The 17,057-nt window shown below is 66.3% G+C and carries 17 protein-coding genes; 7 read left to right on the top strand and 10 right to left on the bottom strand.

The genetic code is table 11. The features are described 5' to 3' along the window. Nucleotides 1-128: 128 nt before the first annotated feature. Nucleotides 129-1,511 (bottom strand): aminotransferase-like domain-containing protein, encoded by a 1,383-nt coding sequence (locus tag KI794_RS04125; protein ID WP_119283191.1) that lies wholly within the window; start codon nt 1,509-1,511, stop codon nt 129-131. On the opposite strand from KI794_RS04125, the gene KI794_RS04120 reads away from it, so the two are divergent. Further along, complete coding sequence (locus KI794_RS04120) at nt 1,510-2,055, top strand: GNAT family N-acetyltransferase (protein ID WP_255809244.1); 546 nt, start codon at nt 1,510-1,512, stop codon at nt 2,053-2,055. The genes KI794_RS04125 and KI794_RS04120 overlap by 2 nt on opposite strands. A gap of 24 nt (nt 2,056-2,079) precedes the next feature. On the opposite strand, the gene KI794_RS04115 is transcribed toward KI794_RS04120, so the two are convergent. Next, nucleotides 2,080-2,664 carry a TetR/AcrR family transcriptional regulator gene (locus KI794_RS04115; RefSeq protein WP_119283193.1) on the bottom strand — a complete coding sequence of 195 codons (585 nt, stop codon included), beginning with the start codon at nt 2,662-2,664 and terminating at the stop codon, nt 2,080-2,082. Between the two features lie 142 nt (nt 2,665-2,806). Between KI794_RS04115 and pdhA the strand changes: the two genes are divergently transcribed. The 3 genes from pdhA to KI794_RS04100 are packed head-to-tail and all read left to right on the top strand — an operon-like array spanning nt 2,807 to nt 6,292. Further along, nucleotides 2,807-3,958, top strand: coding sequence for a pyruvate dehydrogenase (acetyl-transferring) E1 component subunit alpha (pdhA, locus tag KI794_RS04110; RefSeq protein WP_255809243.1), 1,152 nt, complete (start codon nt 2,807-2,809; stop codon nt 3,956-3,958). After that, nucleotides 3,955-4,956, top strand: coding sequence for an alpha-ketoacid dehydrogenase subunit beta (locus KI794_RS04105; RefSeq protein ID WP_255809242.1), 1,002 nt, complete (start codon nt 3,955-3,957; stop codon nt 4,954-4,956). Before pdhA ends, KI794_RS04105 begins: the two co-directional genes overlap by 4 nt. A 13-nt stretch (nt 4,957-4,969) precedes the next feature. Beyond that, nucleotides 4,970-6,292 (top strand): dihydrolipoamide acetyltransferase family protein, encoded by a 1,323-nt coding sequence (locus KI794_RS04100; RefSeq protein ID WP_255809241.1) that lies wholly within the window; start codon nt 4,970-4,972, stop codon nt 6,290-6,292. A 37-nt stretch (nt 6,293-6,329) separates the two neighbouring features. Here the strand turns inward: KI794_RS04100 and KI794_RS04095 are convergent, their stop codons facing one another. After that, on the bottom strand, nt 6,330-6,740 hold the full coding sequence (locus KI794_RS04095) for an arsenate-mycothiol transferase ArsC (RefSeq protein ID WP_119283195.1): 411 nt from the start codon (nt 6,738-6,740) through the stop codon (nt 6,330-6,332). Beyond that, entirely contained in the window at nt 6,737-7,126 is a 390-nt protein-coding gene (locus tag KI794_RS04090) for an ArsR/SmtB family transcription factor (protein WP_119283196.1), read from the bottom strand. Before KI794_RS04090 ends, KI794_RS04095 begins: the two co-directional genes overlap by 4 nt. Nucleotides 7,127-7,229: 103 nt before the next feature. Between KI794_RS04090 and arsB the strand changes: the two genes are divergently transcribed. Next, nucleotides 7,230-8,369: an ACR3 family arsenite efflux transporter gene (arsB, locus tag KI794_RS04085; RefSeq protein ID WP_119283197.1), complete on the top strand. Its 1,140-nt coding sequence runs from the start codon at nt 7,230-7,232 to the stop codon at nt 8,367-8,369. Further along, complete coding sequence (locus tag KI794_RS04080) at nt 8,366-9,658, top strand: FAD-dependent oxidoreductase (protein WP_255809240.1); 1,293 nt, start codon at nt 8,366-8,368, stop codon at nt 9,656-9,658. Before arsB ends, KI794_RS04080 begins: the two co-directional genes overlap by 4 nt. A 12-nt stretch (nt 9,659-9,670) precedes the next feature. On the opposite strand, the gene KI794_RS04075 is transcribed toward KI794_RS04080, so the two are convergent. Continuing rightward, the gene (locus KI794_RS04075; protein WP_162921180.1) at nt 9,671-10,345 is read right to left on the bottom strand and encodes a TetR/AcrR family transcriptional regulator; all 675 of its coding nucleotides are present in this window, start codon (nt 10,343-10,345) and stop codon (nt 9,671-9,673) included. A gap of 100 nt (nt 10,346-10,445) precedes the next feature. Here KI794_RS04075 and KI794_RS04070 point away from each other — a divergent pair, with 100 nt between their 5' ends. Next, nucleotides 10,446-11,864, top strand: a complete 1,419-nt coding sequence (locus KI794_RS04070) for an MFS transporter (RefSeq protein WP_255809239.1) — start codon at nt 10,446-10,448, stop codon at nt 11,862-11,864. Between the two features lie 40 nt (nt 11,865-11,904). Here KI794_RS04070 and KI794_RS04065 read toward each other — a convergent pair whose 3' ends face one another. The 5 genes from KI794_RS04065 to KI794_RS04045 form a co-directional block, all read right to left on the bottom strand. After that, nucleotides 11,905-12,693, bottom strand: a complete 789-nt coding sequence (locus KI794_RS04065; RefSeq protein WP_119283201.1) for an ABC transporter ATP-binding protein — start codon at nt 12,691-12,693, stop codon at nt 11,905-11,907. A gap of 14 nt (nt 12,694-12,707) precedes the next feature. After that, complete coding sequence (locus KI794_RS04060) at nt 12,708-13,766, bottom strand: FecCD family ABC transporter permease (RefSeq protein WP_255809238.1); 1,059 nt, start codon at nt 13,764-13,766, stop codon at nt 12,708-12,710. Next, entirely contained in the window at nt 13,763-14,836 is a 1,074-nt protein-coding gene (locus tag KI794_RS04055) for a FecCD family ABC transporter permease (protein WP_255809237.1), read from the bottom strand. The genes KI794_RS04060 and KI794_RS04055 overlap by 4 nt, the downstream gene beginning before the upstream one ends. Beyond that, nucleotides 14,833-15,894, bottom strand: coding sequence for an iron-siderophore ABC transporter substrate-binding protein (locus KI794_RS04050; RefSeq protein ID WP_119283204.1), 1,062 nt, complete (start codon nt 15,892-15,894; stop codon nt 14,833-14,835). Before KI794_RS04050 ends, KI794_RS04055 begins: the two co-directional genes overlap by 4 nt. Before the next feature lie 152 nt (nt 15,895-16,046). Continuing rightward, a complete protein-coding gene (locus tag KI794_RS04045) occupies nt 16,047-16,889 on the bottom strand; it encodes a helix-turn-helix transcriptional regulator (RefSeq protein ID WP_255809236.1) in 843 nt (280 codons plus the stop codon). Nucleotides 16,890-17,057: the final 168 nt, after the last annotated feature.

The following is a 17,057-nucleotide window of genomic DNA, read 5'->3' as shown; positions in this document are numbered from 1 at the left end:
CACTCACAAGGGTCACTTGTGAGCCTCACACTATCGCGCGAAGCAGTGAAAGGCCATGGCATGAACGGCCAACTTTTGCCCCTCACTTTGGCGATCAGAACAACCCGCTTGCGGCGGGGACAAACGGCTTAGGTCTCGAGCACCCGCGCCAACAACCGGGCACCCTCGGCGGCCTGCGCTTCGGTCGCCGCGCCGAACGAGAAGCGCAGGTACTGCCCGGAGGGCTCGTTCACGAAGAAATGCCTTCCGTCGCCGACGAGCACCCCCGCGGCGTATGCGTTCTCGGCAACCTCGCGGGAGCGCGCGAACTCCGGCAGCCTCCCCCACATGTGCAATCCACCACGCGGGATCGACTGCAGTGTGACGTCAGGGAGGTACGTGTGGATCGCCCGCACGAGCGCGTCTCGCCGCGCCGTGAGCTCGGCACTGAGTCGTCCCCGATGTCGCACCCACGCCTGCGAGGTGAGCAGGGCGTGGGTCACCTCCTGGGTGAGCGGTGAGACGCACAGATCTTCGGCGGCGCGCGCGGCCTGGAGTCGCTCCCCCGCTGGTCCGCGCGCGATCACGGCGCCGAGCCGCAGTCCGGGCGACACTGGCTTCGAGAGCGTCGTCACCGTCACGACGTGGCCGTTGGGATCGTCGACGAACACTGGCCGCGGGGCCTTCTCGTCGAGGTTGATATAGCGCGCCCAGTCATCCTCCACGACGAACGCGCCGTGCTTTGCGGCAAGCTCGATGAGCGCCGTGCGGCGTTCGGGGGCGAGCACCGCCCCGGTCGGGTTCGCGTACGTGGGCTGCACATAGACCACGCGGGCGCGGGTGCGCTCGAGTTCGTCGGCGAGCGCCTCGATCCGGATCCCGTGCGCGTCGGCGGGAACCGAGCTCACTGTCAGCCCGGCGCTCTGCGCTGCGAGGATAACGCCGGGATAGCTCGGGCTTTCGGTGATGACGTGGCCGCCCGGCTCGCTGAGGGTTCGTAGCGCGTACGCGAGCCCCTGTTGGCCACCGGGAACGATGAGCACATCGCCTGGATCTGCCGTGTAGTCGGCGGCGATGACCCTGCGCAGATCTGGCGATCCCGCGACGGGCGTCATCTGCCACGAGCGCGAGTGTTTTGCGACGCGGGCAGTTATCCGTGTGAGCTCACCGCCCGGCACGAGCTCGGGCGCGAGGTATCCCCAGGAGAGCGGCACGTGCTGCGGGGTCCCGTACCCACCGAGCCGTGAGGCGCGATCTGCGTCGACCCGGGCGGGCCCGAGCGCTTGGGTTTGCCACGAGTAGTCAGCCTCGCGGATGGGTTCGCGCCGCGCCACGAACGTTCCCCGGCCTGGCTCGGCGCGCACGAGCCCGAGCGCGCTGAGCTCGGCGAGCGCCTCGGAGATTGTGGCCGCGCTCGCCTTGAATCTGCTGGCGAGCTCCCGCACCCCTGGAAGCTTGTCTCCCGGGGATAGGTCGGCGATCTCGGCGCGGATCTGCGCTGCCACCGCCGAGCTTCTGTTATCCTTGGACATGAACCTAGTTAATAACGTTACTGATAATTCCGCAACACCGTTACTGTCAACCGCGGCGGCCGTCGCCTTCGCCGCAACCGCACCGGGCTTCGCCCCACCAACGGTCCGCCCGCTTGCGCCAGCCGACGAAACCCAGTGGCGCGCTCACTTCCGGGCATACCGCGAGTTCTACAGGCTCGCAGAGTCCGAAGAGGTCGTCTCGCGAGCCTGGGGATGGTTCATGGATCCGCGACACGAGTGCGATGCGCTCGTCGCAGAGGTCGACGGAGAGGTCCTTGGGTTCGCCCACCACCGCCGGTTCTCGTCGCCCTACACAGGGACGACAAGCATCTTCCTCGACGACCTCTTCACCACGCCCGCCGCTCGCGGAAGGGGCGTGGGCCGCGCGCTCATTGGCAGGCTCACAGACATGGCTGCAGCCGAGGGGCGCGCGGGCGTCCAGTGGGTCACAGCCGAAGACAACCACCAGGCGCAGGCGCTCTACAACACGCTCGCAACTCGGGCGAGCTGGGTAACCTACGACGCGGCCCCGACGGGCAACTAGCACCGGGCACGCGTCAGCTTATCCTCACTCACCTACTCGCAGTAGCGCGAGCGCCCGCTCAGCGTGCGCTCGCGCTACTGCCGGATCCGGCTCACTCTGGAGCCCCAGCAGCCTGCGCCTATGTGGCTCTCCGAGAAGCACCCCAAACAACGCCTCCGCCACAACTTCCCGTTCCGCCCGATCTCCTGGCAGGTGTTCTGCGAGCAACGCGACGTAGCCACGCGGCCCACTTTCGTAGAAGCCTGCCGCAAGGTCGGGAAATTGCGAGGCCTCGGCAATCATCAGCCTGTGCATTCCAACGGCGGCGTCGGAGAACAACACTTCGACTATGCGTGTCGCGGTATCGACGATATTGTCGCTCTGAACTTCGGCCGCCGCAGCGCGGAAACGCTCGATGACAGCGGTGAAGATGCCCGCCTTGTCGCCGAAGTATGAGTAGATCGTGCGTTTCGTCACCTGGGCGGCGAGCGCGACCTCATCGATCGTTACCGCCCCATAACCGCGCGAGATGAATGCCTGGAGCGCAGCGTCGAGGATGTGATCGCGCCGCGTCAGCCGCTCAGCCTCAGTCGGGCGCCCCCGTTTGCGCCGCTCGCCACTCGCGCTCATCTCACACCCCTCTCGCGCAGCGCGTCCTCGCAGTCGCGAAGCTCGGCGCCGACCTCCATTCTATAATGATACGATTTCGTTTCATTAATATTGGGTCGCCACTGCACGTGGCGACACGCGGAAGCTCGTGAGGAGTTCACACGTGGGAGCACAGCCACAAGCGAAGCCACAGACGAAGCCACAGACGAGGCGAAACAGGGCGCCCCGGACACCGAAGGCAACGTCGTCTCCAGACCAGATAGCTGACACGATCGACGACGGCGCCCTCCTCGGCATGTACAGGGAGATGGTGCTGATTCGCCGGTTCGAAGAGCGCGCCGCGCGCGCCTATACGCAGGCAGAAATCGGAGGCTACTGCCACCTGAACCTCGGCGAGGAGGCAACCGTCGTCGGCGTCCTCGCCGCGATGGAACGCACAGACTACCTGTTCACCAACTATCGCGAACACGGATACGCACTCAGCAAAGGCATCGATCCCGGCCGCATCATGGCGGAGCTCTACGGCCGCTCCGGTGGAGTCTCGAAAGGCTGGGGCGGGTCAATGCACCTGTTCGATGTCGAAGCGAGGCTGCTCGGCGGCTACGGCATTGTTGGTGGCCAGCTTCCGCTCGCCACGGGTGCTGCGCTTGCAATCGATTATCGCGGCGGTCGCGAGGCAGTCGTCTGCATTATGGGAGACGGCACCACGAATATCGGCGCGTTTCACGAGTCACTCAACCTTGCAGCAATCTGGCGGCTGCCCGTCGTGTTCGTCGTCGTGAACAACGGCCTGGGCATGGGAACAACCGTCGAGGAGTCATCGGGCGAACCAGAGCTCTACAAGCGCGCCGCGTCCTATCGGATGCCTGCGGAGCGGGTCGACGGGACCGACCCGCTCGCCGTGCGCGACGCGATGCAGCGCGCACTTTCGAGCGCGCGGTCGGGCTCGCCGTTCCTCCTTGAAGCCGTGAGCGAGCGACTGAAGGGCCATTCGGTCGTCGACCCTGCCAAGTATCGCAGCGCCGAGAAGACCAAGTCCCTCGCCGCGAGCGACCCGATCACGCTGTTCGCTGAGCACCTCACCGCCCGTGGGCTGCTCGACGAAGGCTCGGTGGCTGAAATCGACGCAGGCGCGACGGCCCGCGTGCAGGCTGCGGTTCAGTTCGCGGAGGCAAGCCCACACCCGAGCGTTGACACGCTCTTCGACTACACCTACGCGACTCCGGTTGCGAACGATTCCCGCAGGCTGCCGGGTCAGCCGCTCTTCGCCCCCGCCCCTGTCCCGCCAATGCCCCTGATCGGAGCCACCTCATGAGCACCCAGACCATGACCTACCGCCAGGCGTTGCACGACACGCTTCGAGCCGAGATGATCCGAGACCCCGAGGTGATGCTGATCGGCGAAGAGATCGGCGTGTTCGAGGGCTCGTACAAGATCACCGCCGGAATGCTCGAGGAGTTCGGCCCGAAGCGAGTCCGCGACACCCCGATCGCAGAGGAGGGCTTCACCGGCGCCGCAATCGGGGCCGCAATGCTTGGGCTTCGGCCTGTCGTCGAGATCATGACAATCAACTTCTCGCTGCTCGCGCTCGATCAGATCGTCAACCACGCGGCGAAGATCTACGGGATGTTCGGCGGGCAGGCGCGCGTTCCGCTCGTCATCCGCACTCCGGGCGGTGGTGGACAACAACTGGGGGCCACCCATTCGCAGAACATCGAACTGTTTTACGCGTTCGTTCCCGGAATGAAGGTCGTCGCACCGTCGAGCCCCGCAGACGCCAAGGCCCTTTTGCTCGCCGCAATCCGAGATGACGATCCGGTGCTCTTTCTCGAAAACCTCGCGCTCTACAACACGCGCGGGGAGGTTCCAGACGATGACACCCCGGCAGAAATCGGTCGGGCGAAGGTCACGAGGCGCGGGAGCGACATCACAGTTGTCGCCTACTCGCGGATGGCTGCCGTTGCACTCGAAGTCGCCGAGCTCCTCGCCGAGACCGACGGAATCGACGTCGAGGTTGTCGACCTGCGAAGCCTCCGGCCGCTTGACCGCGACACGATCATCGACTCAGTCAAGCGCACCAACTGCGCGGTCGTACTTGAAGACGATTGGCTCACCTACGGCATCGGCGCAGAGATCGCGGCCACGATCTCAGACGGCGCTTTCGACTGGCTCGACGCCCCAGTTCGCCGGGTCGCGATGGCCGAGGTGCCATTGCCGTACTCCAAGCCGCTCGAGACAGCGGCACTCCCCCAAGCAACCGATGCCATCACCGCGATCCGCGAGACGCTCGCGGCTGTCGCCGGCCGTGCATAGAAAGGCAGCACACATGATCGACATTCTCATGCCCCGCCTGAGTGACACTATGACCGAGGGCACCATCGCGACCTGGCTGAAACAGCCAGGCGACCGCGTCGAAGTCGGCGACATCCTCGTCGAGATCGAAACCGACAAGGCGCTGATGGAGCAGGAGGCCTACGAGGCGGGCGTTCTCAGCAGCATTCTTGTGCAGGTGGGTGAGCAGGCGCGCATTGGGGAGCCAATCGCGAGACTCGACGACGAGCGCGGCGCGGCCCCCGGTCAGGATCCGGAAAGCGTGCTGGCGGAGGCACCGGTGCGCACCTTCGGGTCTGCCGCGCCGAACCCCGAATCGGCTCCCGCACCCGCGCCAGAATCTGCCCCCGTACCCGCACCTACACCCGTCGCCGCTCCCGTGCCCGCGGGGCCTGCGGCCCCTACCCCGCTGCGACCAGCTGAGGGCGCGCGGCAGGTCATTTCGCCGCTCGTGAGGCGACTCGTGAGAGAACGTGGAATCGACCTCGCAGGTGTGATCGGGAGCGGGCCTGGCGGAAGGATCGTTCGCGCTGACATCGAGGACGCACCAGCTGGGGCGCCCGCTGGGGCCGGTTCACCGTTGCCGGTGCCCGCGACGAGCGCGACAAACGCTCTGCAGCACTCCACGGTGGTTCCCTTCGACGCGACCCGTGCGGTGATCGCGCGCAGGCTGAGCTCGAGCAGTTCTGAGGCGCCGCACTTCGCGGTGACCGCGGTCGCCGATGTGACCGAGCTCATCACGCTGCGGGCGACACTCAACGAGCGGCTCGTCGCCGCTGACAGGCTAAAGCTCAGCGTCACCGACATGATTGTTCGAGCCTGCGCGCTCGCTTTACGCGAGGTACCGGGGGTGAACGCCTCGTATTCCGACGAGGGGCGTGGCGCGACGGTCATGCACGAGCGCGTGCACGTTGGGCTCGCTGTCGCCGCAGACTCGGGGCTCGTCGTGCCTGTGATCCGTGACGCGGATCGGCTGCCGACCTCGGCGATCGCCGCAGCAACGTCAGCGCTCTCCGCGCGGGCGCGCGACGGCAAGCTCACACCCGACGAGATGACTGGGGGCACGTTCACGATCAGCAACCTCGGCATGTACGTTGTCGAGCAGTTCACCGCTGTGATCAACCCGCCGGAAGCAGCGATCCTCGCGGTGGGATCCGCGGTATCTGAGCCCGCGGTCGTCGACGGGGCGATCGTTGCGCGAGAGCGGCTCCGCTATACCCTGTCGGCAGACCACCGCATCATCGATGGCGCGCTCGCCGCGCAGTTCCTGCGCGTGCTGACTGGGCTCCTTGAGAACCCTGTCGCGATCGTCGCGTAGCACCGCTGTGGGGCGCACGCCTGGCGCCCCACAGCACTCAGCGTGAGAGCGTCTCGAGGAGGGCCCGCACGCGCTGTTCAATGTCGTCACACACGAGTTCCATCCGCTCGCGCCCGTCGATGCCGCGGGTGCTCGGCTCGTCTGTGTGCCAGGTTTCAACTCGCACGCCCGCAACAGGCGCTACGTTCGCTTCGGCGCCGAGCACTACGACGAGACCTGCCCTGCGCATGGCGTCGTCGGTGAGCAGCGTCGGCACCTCGCTCCCAATCTCAATGCCGCGATCACGCAGCACCTCGGCGGCGAGCGCACTGACAGCGTTTCCCGGCGCCGTGCCAGCAGAGTCGACGCGCACCTTGCCAGCCGAGAGCGCTCGCATCAGCCCTGCGGCGATCTGAGACTTGCCACCGTTCTTGACGCACACGAAGAGCACCCCGGGAGCCTCGCTCATACGCCAGCTCCTGTCTCGTCTGGCTGCAACACCGCTCCGAAGAGCCGCTGCAAAGCGCCAGGCACGGGTGAGAAGTACGCCCAGACTCCTCGCTTCTCGCGGTGTAGCAGCCCGGCTTCAACGAGCACTCGGAGATGATGCGAGACCGTGGGCTGTGTCAGACCGAGCGGGCCGGGCAGGTCGCAGACGCAGACCTCTGATTCGGGGGACTCAGTGACGATCGCGAGAATCCGCAGTCGGGTTGGATCGGCAATCGCTTTGAAGCCTGCGGCAAGTTGGGTGAAGTCTTGGCTTTCGGCCGAGGCGTTGCCTGTGCCCTCCGCCGGGCAGCACGACTCGCCTTGAGTGTCGAGGCCGCTGATTGCGTGCTCGTGTCGTTCTGCCATGTGTGTGACCCCTCGGCACTAGAGATTGACAACCATCTATATCCCAGAGCATACTCGGAGCTGCACATATCGACAACCATCTATGTTTCACTTCAGGAGCCACATGACCGAGCAGGCCGCCGTCCAACACAAGGCTCGCGCCACCCTCAACACGACCAACAAGTTGCTACCGGTGTGGATTCTGCTTGCGGTCGCCGCTGGCATCCTTCTCGGACAGGTTGCGCCAGGACTCGGCCCGGCCTTGGAGTCGATGCACGTCGCAGGCGTGTCGATTCCTATCGCGATTGGGCTCCTCGTCATGATGTACCCAGTTCTCGCAAAGGTCAGGTACACGGAGACAACCAACGTGCTCACCGACAAGAAACTCCTCGTACTCTCACTCGTGCTGAACTGGCTTGTCGCTCCCGCGTTCATGTTCGTGCTTGCCTGGGTCTTCCTCGCAGACCAGCCTGAGTACCGCACGGGACTCATCATTGTTGGGCTCGCGCGCTGCATCGCCATGGTGCTCATCTGGAACGACCTCGCCTGCGGAGACAGCGAGGCCGCCGCGGTGCTCGTTGCAATCAATTCGGTGTTTCAACTCGTCGCATTCGGCGCACTCGGCTGGTTCTACCTGCAGGTGTTGCCAGGCTGGCTCGGGCTCGCTACCACCCAGGTCGACTTCTCGCTCGCGTCGATCACGCTGTCGGTGCTTGTCTTTCTCGGACTGCCACTTGTCGCCGGAGTCGCGACGAGGTTCGCGGCCGAGCGCGCTCGCGGACGCGCCTGGTACGAGCAGTCGTTCCTGCCGAAGCTCGCCCCATGGGCGCTCTACGGGCTCCTCTTCACGATCGTGGCGCTCTTTGCCTTGCAGGGCGATCGCATCGTCGCGCAGCCGATCGAAGTGGCGCGAATCGCTGTCCCGCTGCTCGTCTACTTCACCGTAATGTTCTTCGTCAGCATGGCGATTGGCCGCGTCGCCGGCCTCGGCTACGAGCGCACCACTGCCTTGGCATTCACCGCGGCAGGCAACAACTTTGAGCTCGCGATCGCTGTCGCCATCGGCACGTTTGGGGCCGCAAGCGGCCAGGCCCTCGCGGGAATCGTCGGCCCGCTCATCGAGGTACCGATCCTCATCGGGCTCGTGTACGTCGCTCTCTGGGCGCGAAGATTCTTCGCGCCATCCGCAACCCAGCTCAGTCAAGACAGGACGTGGGCTCCACACCCCGCGCCGCACGCTTCCCAGAAAGGCACCACCTCATGAGCACCAAGCTTCCTATTGCGATCCTCGGCGCGGGTCCAATCGGGCTCGCAGCCGCAGCTCACCTCGCCGAGCGAAATCAACAGTTCGTGATCCTCGAGGCCGGCAACTCTGTTGGCGCGGCAATGGAGTCGTGGAACCACGTGCAGCTGTTCTCGACGTGGCAATACAACATCGATGGCGCCGCGCGGCGGCTGCTCGAGTCGCGAAACGACCCCGGCGCGGCACCCTGGGAGCAGCCGCGCCCGACCCAGTTGCCGACAGGTCGCGAACTCATCGACGCGTACCTTGCACCGCTCGCCGCACACCCTGCAATCGCGCCCCACCTCAGGCTCCAACGTCGCGTCACCGCGGTCACTCGAACAACACCCACCGGGGGATCTTTCGATAAGACCCGAACGACAGCTCGCGGCACGCAACCGTTCCTAATACGGTTTGCGACGGCCACCGGTGAGCACGAACTCACCGCGCGGGCAGTGATCGACGCGACCGGAATCTGGAACTCGCCGAACCCTGTCGGGAGATCAGGTATTCACGCAATTGGCGAGACCACCGCACGGGAGCAGGCACTCATCACCTCGCCGCTGCCAGACCCGCTCGGAGCCGAGCGGTCGCAGTTTGCGGGCAAGCGGGTGCTCGTCTTGGGATCGGGCCATTCGGCGGCGACAACCCTCATCGCCCTCGGCAGGCTTCGGCAGCAAGACCCGGCGACTGAAATCCTGTGGGGCATCCGCGGCGCAGCCGATCCGGGTCGCCTGTTTGGGGGTGAAGCGGCCGACGAGCTGCCCGCGCGGGGGCAGCTCGGGGCGAGCCTTCGCCGGCTCGTGGAGTCAGGCAACGTGACGCTCCTTGAGGGTGTCTCGGTGAGCGAGCTTCGCGTCGAGTCCGATGCGACTCCGCATCGCCTCACAGTCGTGTCAGCAGACGGGCGAACCCTGGAGGTCGACTTCCTCGTACCGGCAACAGGATTTCGCCCCGATCACCGCATCACAGCTGAGCTTCGCCTCGCCCTTGACGACGCCACCGAAGCGCCAGTAGCGCTTGGGCCGCTCATCGCTCCCGAGTTTCACAGCTGCGGAACAGTCCCCGCGCACGGCGCAACCGCACTCGCCCACCCAGAGAAACACTTCTACACTGTCGGGGCGAAGAGCTACGGACGCGCACCGACGTTTCTGCTCGCGACAGGCTATGAGCAGGTGAGGTCGGTCACCGCCGAGTTAAGCGGCGACGGAGAGGCCGCTCGCCAAGTCACGCTCTCGCTCCCACAGACAGGCGTCTGCAGCGCTGGGTAGCGCCCTTCTCCCCTACTCGCGCTCGTCGGTGTTGTTGAGGCTGACCCAGTCTTCCCAGCTTGCTGGCTTGCCGCTCGGCTCGTCGCCGCTCTGCGCGTATGCGCGGAGCCCGGCGAGCACGTAGTCGAGCTGCCGCAAATGAATGAGGTTGGCGCGGTCCCGTGGCACCGTGAGTGCCGGGCGCAGGTGCGTGACGGTGAGCATCAGGTCGCCGGGACCGTAGCTCGCTGGCACGAGCCCGCGGGCGACGTCGTGGGCGATGATCGCGGACAGCGCGACCTCGAGCCTGTCCGAGAGCGCGTCGATCTCGTCGTTGCTGCCGACCTGCCGCCCAAGGAGGGGCATGAGCGGGCCCCTGGCCTCAGCGATGTGGCGCCTGAGGAAAAGTTCGACGGCTGACTCAGGCTGGCCTGGCGCACCAGCTTGACGCGCGCAGTCTTCGGCGAGCTCGCAGATTAGGTCGAGCGCGTACACGCGGATTGCGTTGACGAGCTCGGTCTTGCTCGGGTAGCGCCGGTAGATGCTCGCGACACCGGTATTCGCCCGAGCGGCGACCTCCGACATCGGGGCGCTCCAGCCCCACTCGCTGAACACTTCGCGGGCGGCTCGGAGGATCGCGCCGTCGTTGCTTTGCGCCTCGCGGGCGCGGCCGCGCAGGGGCCCAGCTTCGGGTTCGTGTGACGTCACTCTTCCACGGTACCGGTGTTTGCCATAGACTTCTATCGGAACGGAGCATTCCGCTCCGAAGAATCAGGGCGTCGCTGCCCGAAGTGAAAGTCGAGCAGCCGTGTCTCATACCGCCCAAACGCCAACCCCCGCCCAGGCCGATTCCCCCACCGCGGTGCGCGGACCGCGCGGCCTCGTGTTCGCGCTCGCCATCGGCGTCCTGAGCTTCTCGATGATGCAGACGCTGCTCGTCCCAGCGATCCCGACATTCATGTCTGAGTTCGGTATTGACGCCTCGCTGGCCGGTTGGATCCTCACCAGCTACCTCCTGTGCGGGGCGGTCGCCGCCCCGATCCTCGGATCGCTCGGCGACAGGTACGGACACCGACGCATCCTGCTCGCTACGCTCGGCACGTTCGTCTTAGGGGGCGTGCTCGCCGCGCTCGCTCCGTCACTGACAGTGCTGCTCGCCGGGCGAGTGCTCCAGGGCGCGAGCACCGCAACGTTCCCACTCGCCCTCGCGATCGTGAGACGCCACACCGCAGGCGCAGCGCAGCGGAGCGCGACAGGCTGGCTCAGCGGCACGATGGGGCTCGGCGCTGGCGCGGCACTCGTCGTCGGCGGCGTCATCGTCGAATCGCTCTCGTGGCACTGGCTCTTCGCGACCGGCGCCGCAATGGGAATAGTGTCGATCGCGCTCACCGCGCTCTTCGTGCCAGCCTCGCAGCGCGGCAAGACGGCCCGCACCGACTGGCCCGGCACCGCGCTGCTCACTGTCGGGCTCCTCGCCCTACTGCTCGCAATCTCCCAGGGAGGCAGCTGGGGCTGGGACTCGCCAGCGGTGCTCGGACTCGCTGCCCTCGCAGTCGCCGCCATCACGGCCCTCGTGCTCATCGAGCGCCGCACCGCCTCGCCCCTCATCGACGTGCGCACGCTCGCACGGCCGGCGCTCGCGATCACGAACGGCCTGACCCTGTTCCTGGGGTTCATCCCGTACCTGTTCTACGTCGGGCTCCCGGTGCTGCTGCAGGCCAGCCCCAGTGCTGGGTTCGGCCAAGGCTTCACTGTCACACAGACGGGTATCGCGCTCCTGCCCGGCGCGATCCTCGTCTTCCTCGGCGGGCGCTTCGCGCCGTGGCTCATCGGCCGCACAAGCTCGAAACTCACCGCGCTCATCGCGCTCCTGGTGATGGGCGCCGGTAGCCTCGGCATCGCCCTCGCACCGCAGAGCCTGCCCGTGATTGTCGCGTTCTTCGCGCTCGTCGGACTCGGCAACGGCATCGGTTTCGCCGTCGTCTCCGACCTCGTCGCGAGTCTCGCCCCGCGCGCAGAGATCGCCGCCGCGCTTGGGGTGAATGGCGTGCTGCGTACTGTCGGTTCAGCACTCGGAGCGCCGATCTCAACTTCGGTGCTCACTGGCATCGCCGTCACTGCGGCTGGCGCGAGCACACTCGGCTCGTTCACTGCACTGTTCGTGATCGGCGCAGTCGTGAGCAGCGCGGGTGCGCTCTTCGCGCTCGCGCTCCCCGCGCAGCACTGAAGCGAGACCTCCGCCTGGCGGCGACCGCCTCGAGGACTCGCTACGCCCGCCGACCCCCGAGCGGCAGCACGAGCGGTGTCCCCGAGACGGGATCTGTAATCACCTGACACGGCAGGTCGTAGACCTGCTCGACGATGCGCTCGGTGATGATCTCGCGCGGCTCACCCTGCGCCACGATCTCGCCGTCACGCATCGCAACCAGGTGGGTCGCGTACCTGGCGGCGTGATTCAAGTCGTGCAGCACGGCGACGAGGGTGGTGCCGCCGCGATGCAGCTCGGCAAACAGCTCCATAAGGTCGATCTGGTGAGCGATGTCGAGAAACGTTGTCGGCTCGTCGAGCAGCAGGTGCCCGGTCTGCTGCGCGAGCGCCATTGCCACCCAGACCCGCTGACGCTGACCGCCCGACAGTTCGTCGACGAGCCGTGCCGAGAGTTCGGTCACGTTGGTCGCCGCCATCGCACCCGACACGGCAGCCTCGTCAGCGCTGCTCCAGGTTCGCAGCGCGTTCTGGTGCGGGAACCTGCCGCGGGCAACGAGGTCTGCGACAGTGATTCCGTCTGGCGCGAGCGACGACTGCGGGAGCAGGCCGAGCCGCTTCGCGACATCCTTTGACTTCTGCCTGTGCAGCTCGGCCCCGTCAAGTAACACGCTGCCACGGGCGGGCCGAAGCAGACGAGCGAGCCCGCGCAACAGCGTCGACTTGCCGCAGGCGTTGGGCCCGATAATGATCGAGAACGAGTCGTCGGGCACTTCGAGAGTGAGCCCCGAGATGACGGGGCTATCGCTGTACCCGAGAGATACGTCGCGCGCTACGAGCGAGGCAGGCATTGGGGAGAGTCCTTTCACGCGCGCCGCGCGTACTGAGTGGCGAGGAGCCAAGCGAGATAGATCCCGCCGATTGATACGGTGACGACACCGACCGGAACGAATAGGAGCTGCGCAGCCGCGTCCGAGACGACAACGAGCGCCGCACCGGTGAGCATGAGTGGCGCCATACCCATCGGCGTGTTCGTGCGGGTGAGGCGCTGACTGATCTGCGGCGCGGCGAGCGCGATGAAAGAGATCGGGCCGGCAGCGGCGGTCACGAGCGCGACGAGTGCGACGCCGAGCACCATCGCGGAGAGGCGAGTGCGACCGGGGTGAATCCCGAGCGCAGTCGCCGCGTCGTCGCCCATCTCGAGCACCGGAAGGGTGCGTCCAAGCGGCAGCGCCGCAATGACGACGACGGCGAAGACCGCCGCCGCGGGGAGCAGCTGGTCAAACCCGAGCGAGGCGATCGACCCGGCACCCCACGTCGCCGCCATCATCGCCTTCTCGACGCTCACCGAGATGAGGATCCACGAAGTCAGCGAGCCCAGGCCGGCAGAGACCCCGATCCCCACAATGATCAGCCTGAACGAGGACACGGTGCGCTTCATCGCAAGCACGTAGACAATGAGCGCTGTCGCGAGGCCACCGACGAGTGCACCCGCCGCCTTGAACATGTACGTGTTCAACTCGAGCACCACCATCACGAGCGTGACGCCGAACTGCGCGCCGACGCCGAACCCGATGATGTCGGGCGAGCCAAGCGGGTTGCGCGTGAGCGACTGGAAGATGCCGCCGGAAAGAGCGAGGGCCGCGCCACAGAGCACCGCGAACAGCACGCGCGGGAACCGCCACTCGAACACAACCTGCCGCGCATCGGGGTCTGCCGCAGGGTCAAAGAGGGCACGAACGACCTCAGCGAAGCTCACCTCGTACGAGCCGATAGTCATCGAGGCGACGCCGAAGACGATCACCACAATTGCGAGCACACAGCCCACGATGACCGACCGGTGCCGTACTGCCACGGCTACCCGCGGCGTCTCGATGCGGAGCTCACGGCGGCCGAAGTCGATGGCGGTTGGGGTGTCACTCACAGCCCGCTCACCTGCCTGCGGCGCACGAGCGTGATGAGCACGGGCGCGCCGAGTAGGCCGGTGACGATGCCGACGCGCAGTTCGCCGTTCTGCATCGCGACGCGTCCGAGAATGTCGGCGAGCAGCAGGAAGCTCGCGCCGACGACGACCGAGTAGGCAAGCACCCAGCGTTGATCGGGGCCGGTAAACCAGCGCACCGCGTGCGGGATCATGATGCCGACGAAGCCGATGGGACCAGCCGCGGCGACGGCGGTGCCAGCAAGCAGCGTGACCGCGACGATCACGCCCACCCTGGTTACGCGGATGCGCGCGCCGAGCGCCTGCGCGAGGTCATCTCCCAGCGCGAGCGCGTTCAGGGATCGGGCGCTGAGCATTCCGAGCAGCAGCCCGACGCCGATTAGTGGCGCCGCCCACGCGAGGTCGGCGAGGTCCCGGCCCGCGACAGAGCCGACACCCCAGAACCGCATCACCTGCAGCGTGCTGTTGTTCTGCAGCACGATCGCGGTGGTGAACCCTGTGAACGCCGCGCCGAGCGCGACGCCCGCGAGGGTGAGCTTCATAGGGGTCGCTCCCGACGGCCCAAACGAGCCGAGCACGTAGACGAGCACGGTAAGCACGAATGCGCCGCCGAGCGCGAACGGCACATACGCGCCGGGAGCGGTGAGGCCGAGAACGCCGACGGCGAAAGTAACAGCGAACGAGGCCCCAGCGTTCACACCGAGGATGCCAGGATCGGCGAGTGGGTTCCGTGTGAACGCCTGGATGAGCCCGCCGCACATTGCGAGGGCTGCGCCGATGAGGATCCCGTAGATGGTGCGGGGCACACGCAGTTCACGCACCGTGAGGTGCAGCGGGTTCTCTTCGTCGTAGGAGACGAGCGCGGCGATAACGGCCCCTGGGTCGATCGCGCGGCTTCCGACCGCAAGCGACGCGATCACTGTCACGACGAGCACCCCGCAGACGACGACAAGCCCCACGCCGAGCACCCAGCCCCGCTTTCGCGATTTCGGCTCGCGCACCGCAGAGGGCGGGGCCGCCTCGCGACCCCGCCTCTCAGCCGTCAGCGTCATTCGTCAGAGTTCGTCGGCTCGCCCTGCAGCGCGGCCGCGAGGTCGTCGACGTACTTCGGCAGGATGTACTGCAACGACAGCACGGTTGGCGAGCTGATCGCTGCCGCCTCTGCCTGGTTGTTGTAGATGACGTAGGAGCCGTTCGCGATCGGGTTCCACTTCGAGACGATCTTGTTCTCGACTGTCGCGGTCGCCTCGGCCTTGCTCGCACCCCACGCGGCAAACACGTCTGCCTCAACGTCGGAGAGATTTTCGAGACTCACACCCGTGTACCAGTTGTCACCCTCGGCGCTCTTGTGGAAACTGTCCATCGCGCTTGTCGAGGTGAAGCCGAGCGCCTCGGTAATGCGCACACGCGGGTCGTAGTCGAGGTACACGCCGAGGTCGGTGCTGCCCTCCGGCATTGTGAGGCCCCAGACGAATGTCTTGCCAGAGAACTCAGGGTGCTCGCCGGCGAGCGAGGTCACGAGATCCTCGGTCTCGGTGATGAGCTCCTCAGCACGGGCGTCTTCCCACATCGCTTTCCCAACAGTGCGAGTCATCTCTTCCCACGTGCTCGGATCCCACGGACCCTTGATGTAGGGGACCGTCGGGGCGATCTCGCTGAGCCGCTCGTACTCGACGTCCGTGATTCCCGTGTAGAGGCCGAGGATGAGGTCGGGCTTCAGCTCCTTGATCCCCTCGAAGTTCGGGCCCTCATTGCCGTACGGGATGATCTCGGGGGTCTCGCCGTACGTGTCTGTCACGAACTCGTTAAACCAGGGCAGGTAGCCGCTTTCGTCGGCTCCCCACACTTCCTCGACGCCGACTGGGTTTTCACCCAGCGCCGCGACGATGTCGGGGGTCATCCAGCCGAGGGCGACGATCCGCTTCGGCTTCTCGGGAATCACGGTGGTGCCGTGCGCATGTTCGATGGTGACGCCCGTCGACGACGATGCGTCCGCGGGTTCCTCGGCGGCTGGGGCGGTGCAGCCTGTGAGGGCGATGGCAGCGGCGGCGATGAGGGTGACGACGCCCGAAAGTCGTCGCGTGTGTGAGCGCGCTGAAGCGTGCAGCATTGTTCTCCTAGTGGGAAGATGGCTGGTCGCGGCCGCAAACCGGCGGCGAGAGTTAGGCAAGCCTTACCTAACAAAACGATGCTACGAGCCCCGCGGGTTCCCGTGTGTTGCGTTGCGGACGACTTCTTGCGCAAAACCGCCAAACGTCAGATTTACCGCCAGTACGCGCGATGCGCGTCAGCAGACTGCGTGCGCGACGCATACTGCGTTGGGGTGACGCCGAAGCGTTCTTTGAACGCTGCGGAGAACGCACTCGTCGAGTGATAGCCGCACTTGCTGCCGACCGCGCCAACGGGGGTGCCAGCAACGAGGAGCCTGGCGGCCATCGTCATACGAACCCCGGTGCGCCACTGCCCAAAGCTCATGCCAATATCGCTCACGAACACACGCAGGACAGTGCGCTCGTGGAGCCCGTGTTGCGCGAACAGATCGCGCGCAGTGCGCACGTCCCCCGGCGCTGCGAGCACCGCGTCGACGAGGGGCCGCACACGCTCGTCGACAGGCACAGGGATCTCACTCACTTCGGCAGGCTCTTCTGGGACAGGCTGCTGCAGCATGTCGAGCAGCACGCCCTGGATGCGCACGCGAAGATCCTGATCCATGTCGTTCACCCCAAGGTGCAGCAGCATCTCCTGCACCGCGCGCTGCACGCGCACCCGGCGCACCTCTCGGAGCGGCTCGGCGAGCTCAGAGTCAGGCACGTTGGTGTAGCACCCAACCGAATCGCGCTCGTGCCGCGCGGTGTGCGGCGTGTGCGCAGGAAGCCAAATCCCCTCGCCGGGCGCAAGCCGCCAAATCGAGTCCTCGAGGTGCACCCAGACCGTTCCGCGGTAGCACCAGGCGAGCATCGGCTCAGGGTGAGAGTGCGGCGGCGCGACAAGCCGCTCTCCTTTTCCGGCCCCCGTCAGCACGCCAGTGGCCATGAGAAAGGGCGCACTCAGCGATGACGGGCGAGCCACGCTCGCACCCCAGTCAATCGGCCCCATACGATTCATCAGATGAATAGCGTAGCAGGCCGGCCCGCCCGTCAGGGTTGCCCGGCCCGTCTGGCTTGCGCGGCCCGTCGCAATAGCAATGTGATCCTTACCTGCAATGCCCGTTCTTGGCGCTTTGGACATTCAGTTTGCAGATCCCATACGATGCGGCCGGCAGCAGCGGAGTTC

The sequence above is a fragment of the Leucobacter aridicollis genome (assembly GCF_024399335.1).
Classification (GTDB): Bacteria; Actinomycetota; Actinomycetes; order Actinomycetales; family Microbacteriaceae; genus Leucobacter; species Leucobacter aridicollis_A.
Note: the sequence above shows the minus strand (reverse complement) of the source record. Positions and strands in the feature narration are given on the sequence as shown.

Bases quoted from the DNA above. Each gene is read 5' to 3' on its own strand.
- KI794_RS04100 (WP_255809241.1), top strand. From the start codon at position 4,970: ATGATCGACATTCTCATGCCCCGCCTGAGTGACACTATGACCGAGGGC.
- KI794_RS04055 (WP_255809237.1), bottom strand. From the start codon at position 14,836: ATGACGCTGACGGCTGAGAGGCGGGGTCGCGAGGCGGCCCCGCCCTCT.
- KI794_RS04050 (WP_119283204.1), bottom strand. From the start codon at position 15,894: ATGCTGCACGCTTCAGCGCGCTCACACACGCGACGACTTTCGGGCGTC.
- KI794_RS04065 (WP_119283201.1), bottom strand. From the start codon at position 12,693: ATGCCTGCCTCGCTCGTAGCGCGCGACGTATCTCTCGGGTACAGCGAT.
- KI794_RS04080 (WP_255809240.1), top strand. From the start codon at position 8,366: ATGAGCACCAAGCTTCCTATTGCGATCCTCGGCGCGGGTCCAATCGGG.
- KI794_RS04090 (WP_119283196.1), bottom strand. From the start codon at position 7,126: ATGGCAGAACGACACGAGCACGCAATCAGCGGCCTCGACACTCAAGGC.
- KI794_RS04105 (WP_255809242.1), top strand. From the start codon at position 3,955: ATGAGCACCCAGACCATGACCTACCGCCAGGCGTTGCACGACACGCTT.
- KI794_RS04095 (WP_119283195.1), bottom strand. From the start codon at position 6,740: ATGAGCGAGGCTCCCGGGGTGCTCTTCGTGTGCGTCAAGAACGGTGGC.
- KI794_RS04045 (WP_255809236.1), bottom strand. From the start codon at position 16,889: ATGAATCGTATGGGGCCGATTGACTGGGGTGCGAGCGTGGCTCGCCCG.
- KI794_RS04125 (WP_119283191.1), bottom strand. From the start codon at position 1,511: ATGTCCAAGGATAACAGAAGCTCGGCGGTGGCAGCGCAGATCCGCGCC.
- arsB (WP_119283197.1), top strand. From the start codon at position 7,230: ATGACCGAGCAGGCCGCCGTCCAACACAAGGCTCGCGCCACCCTCAAC.
- KI794_RS04115 (WP_119283193.1), bottom strand. From the start codon at position 2,664: ATGAGCGCGAGTGGCGAGCGGCGCAAACGGGGGCGCCCGACTGAGGCT.
- KI794_RS04120 (WP_255809244.1), top strand. From the start codon at position 1,510: ATGAACCTAGTTAATAACGTTACTGATAATTCCGCAACACCGTTACTG.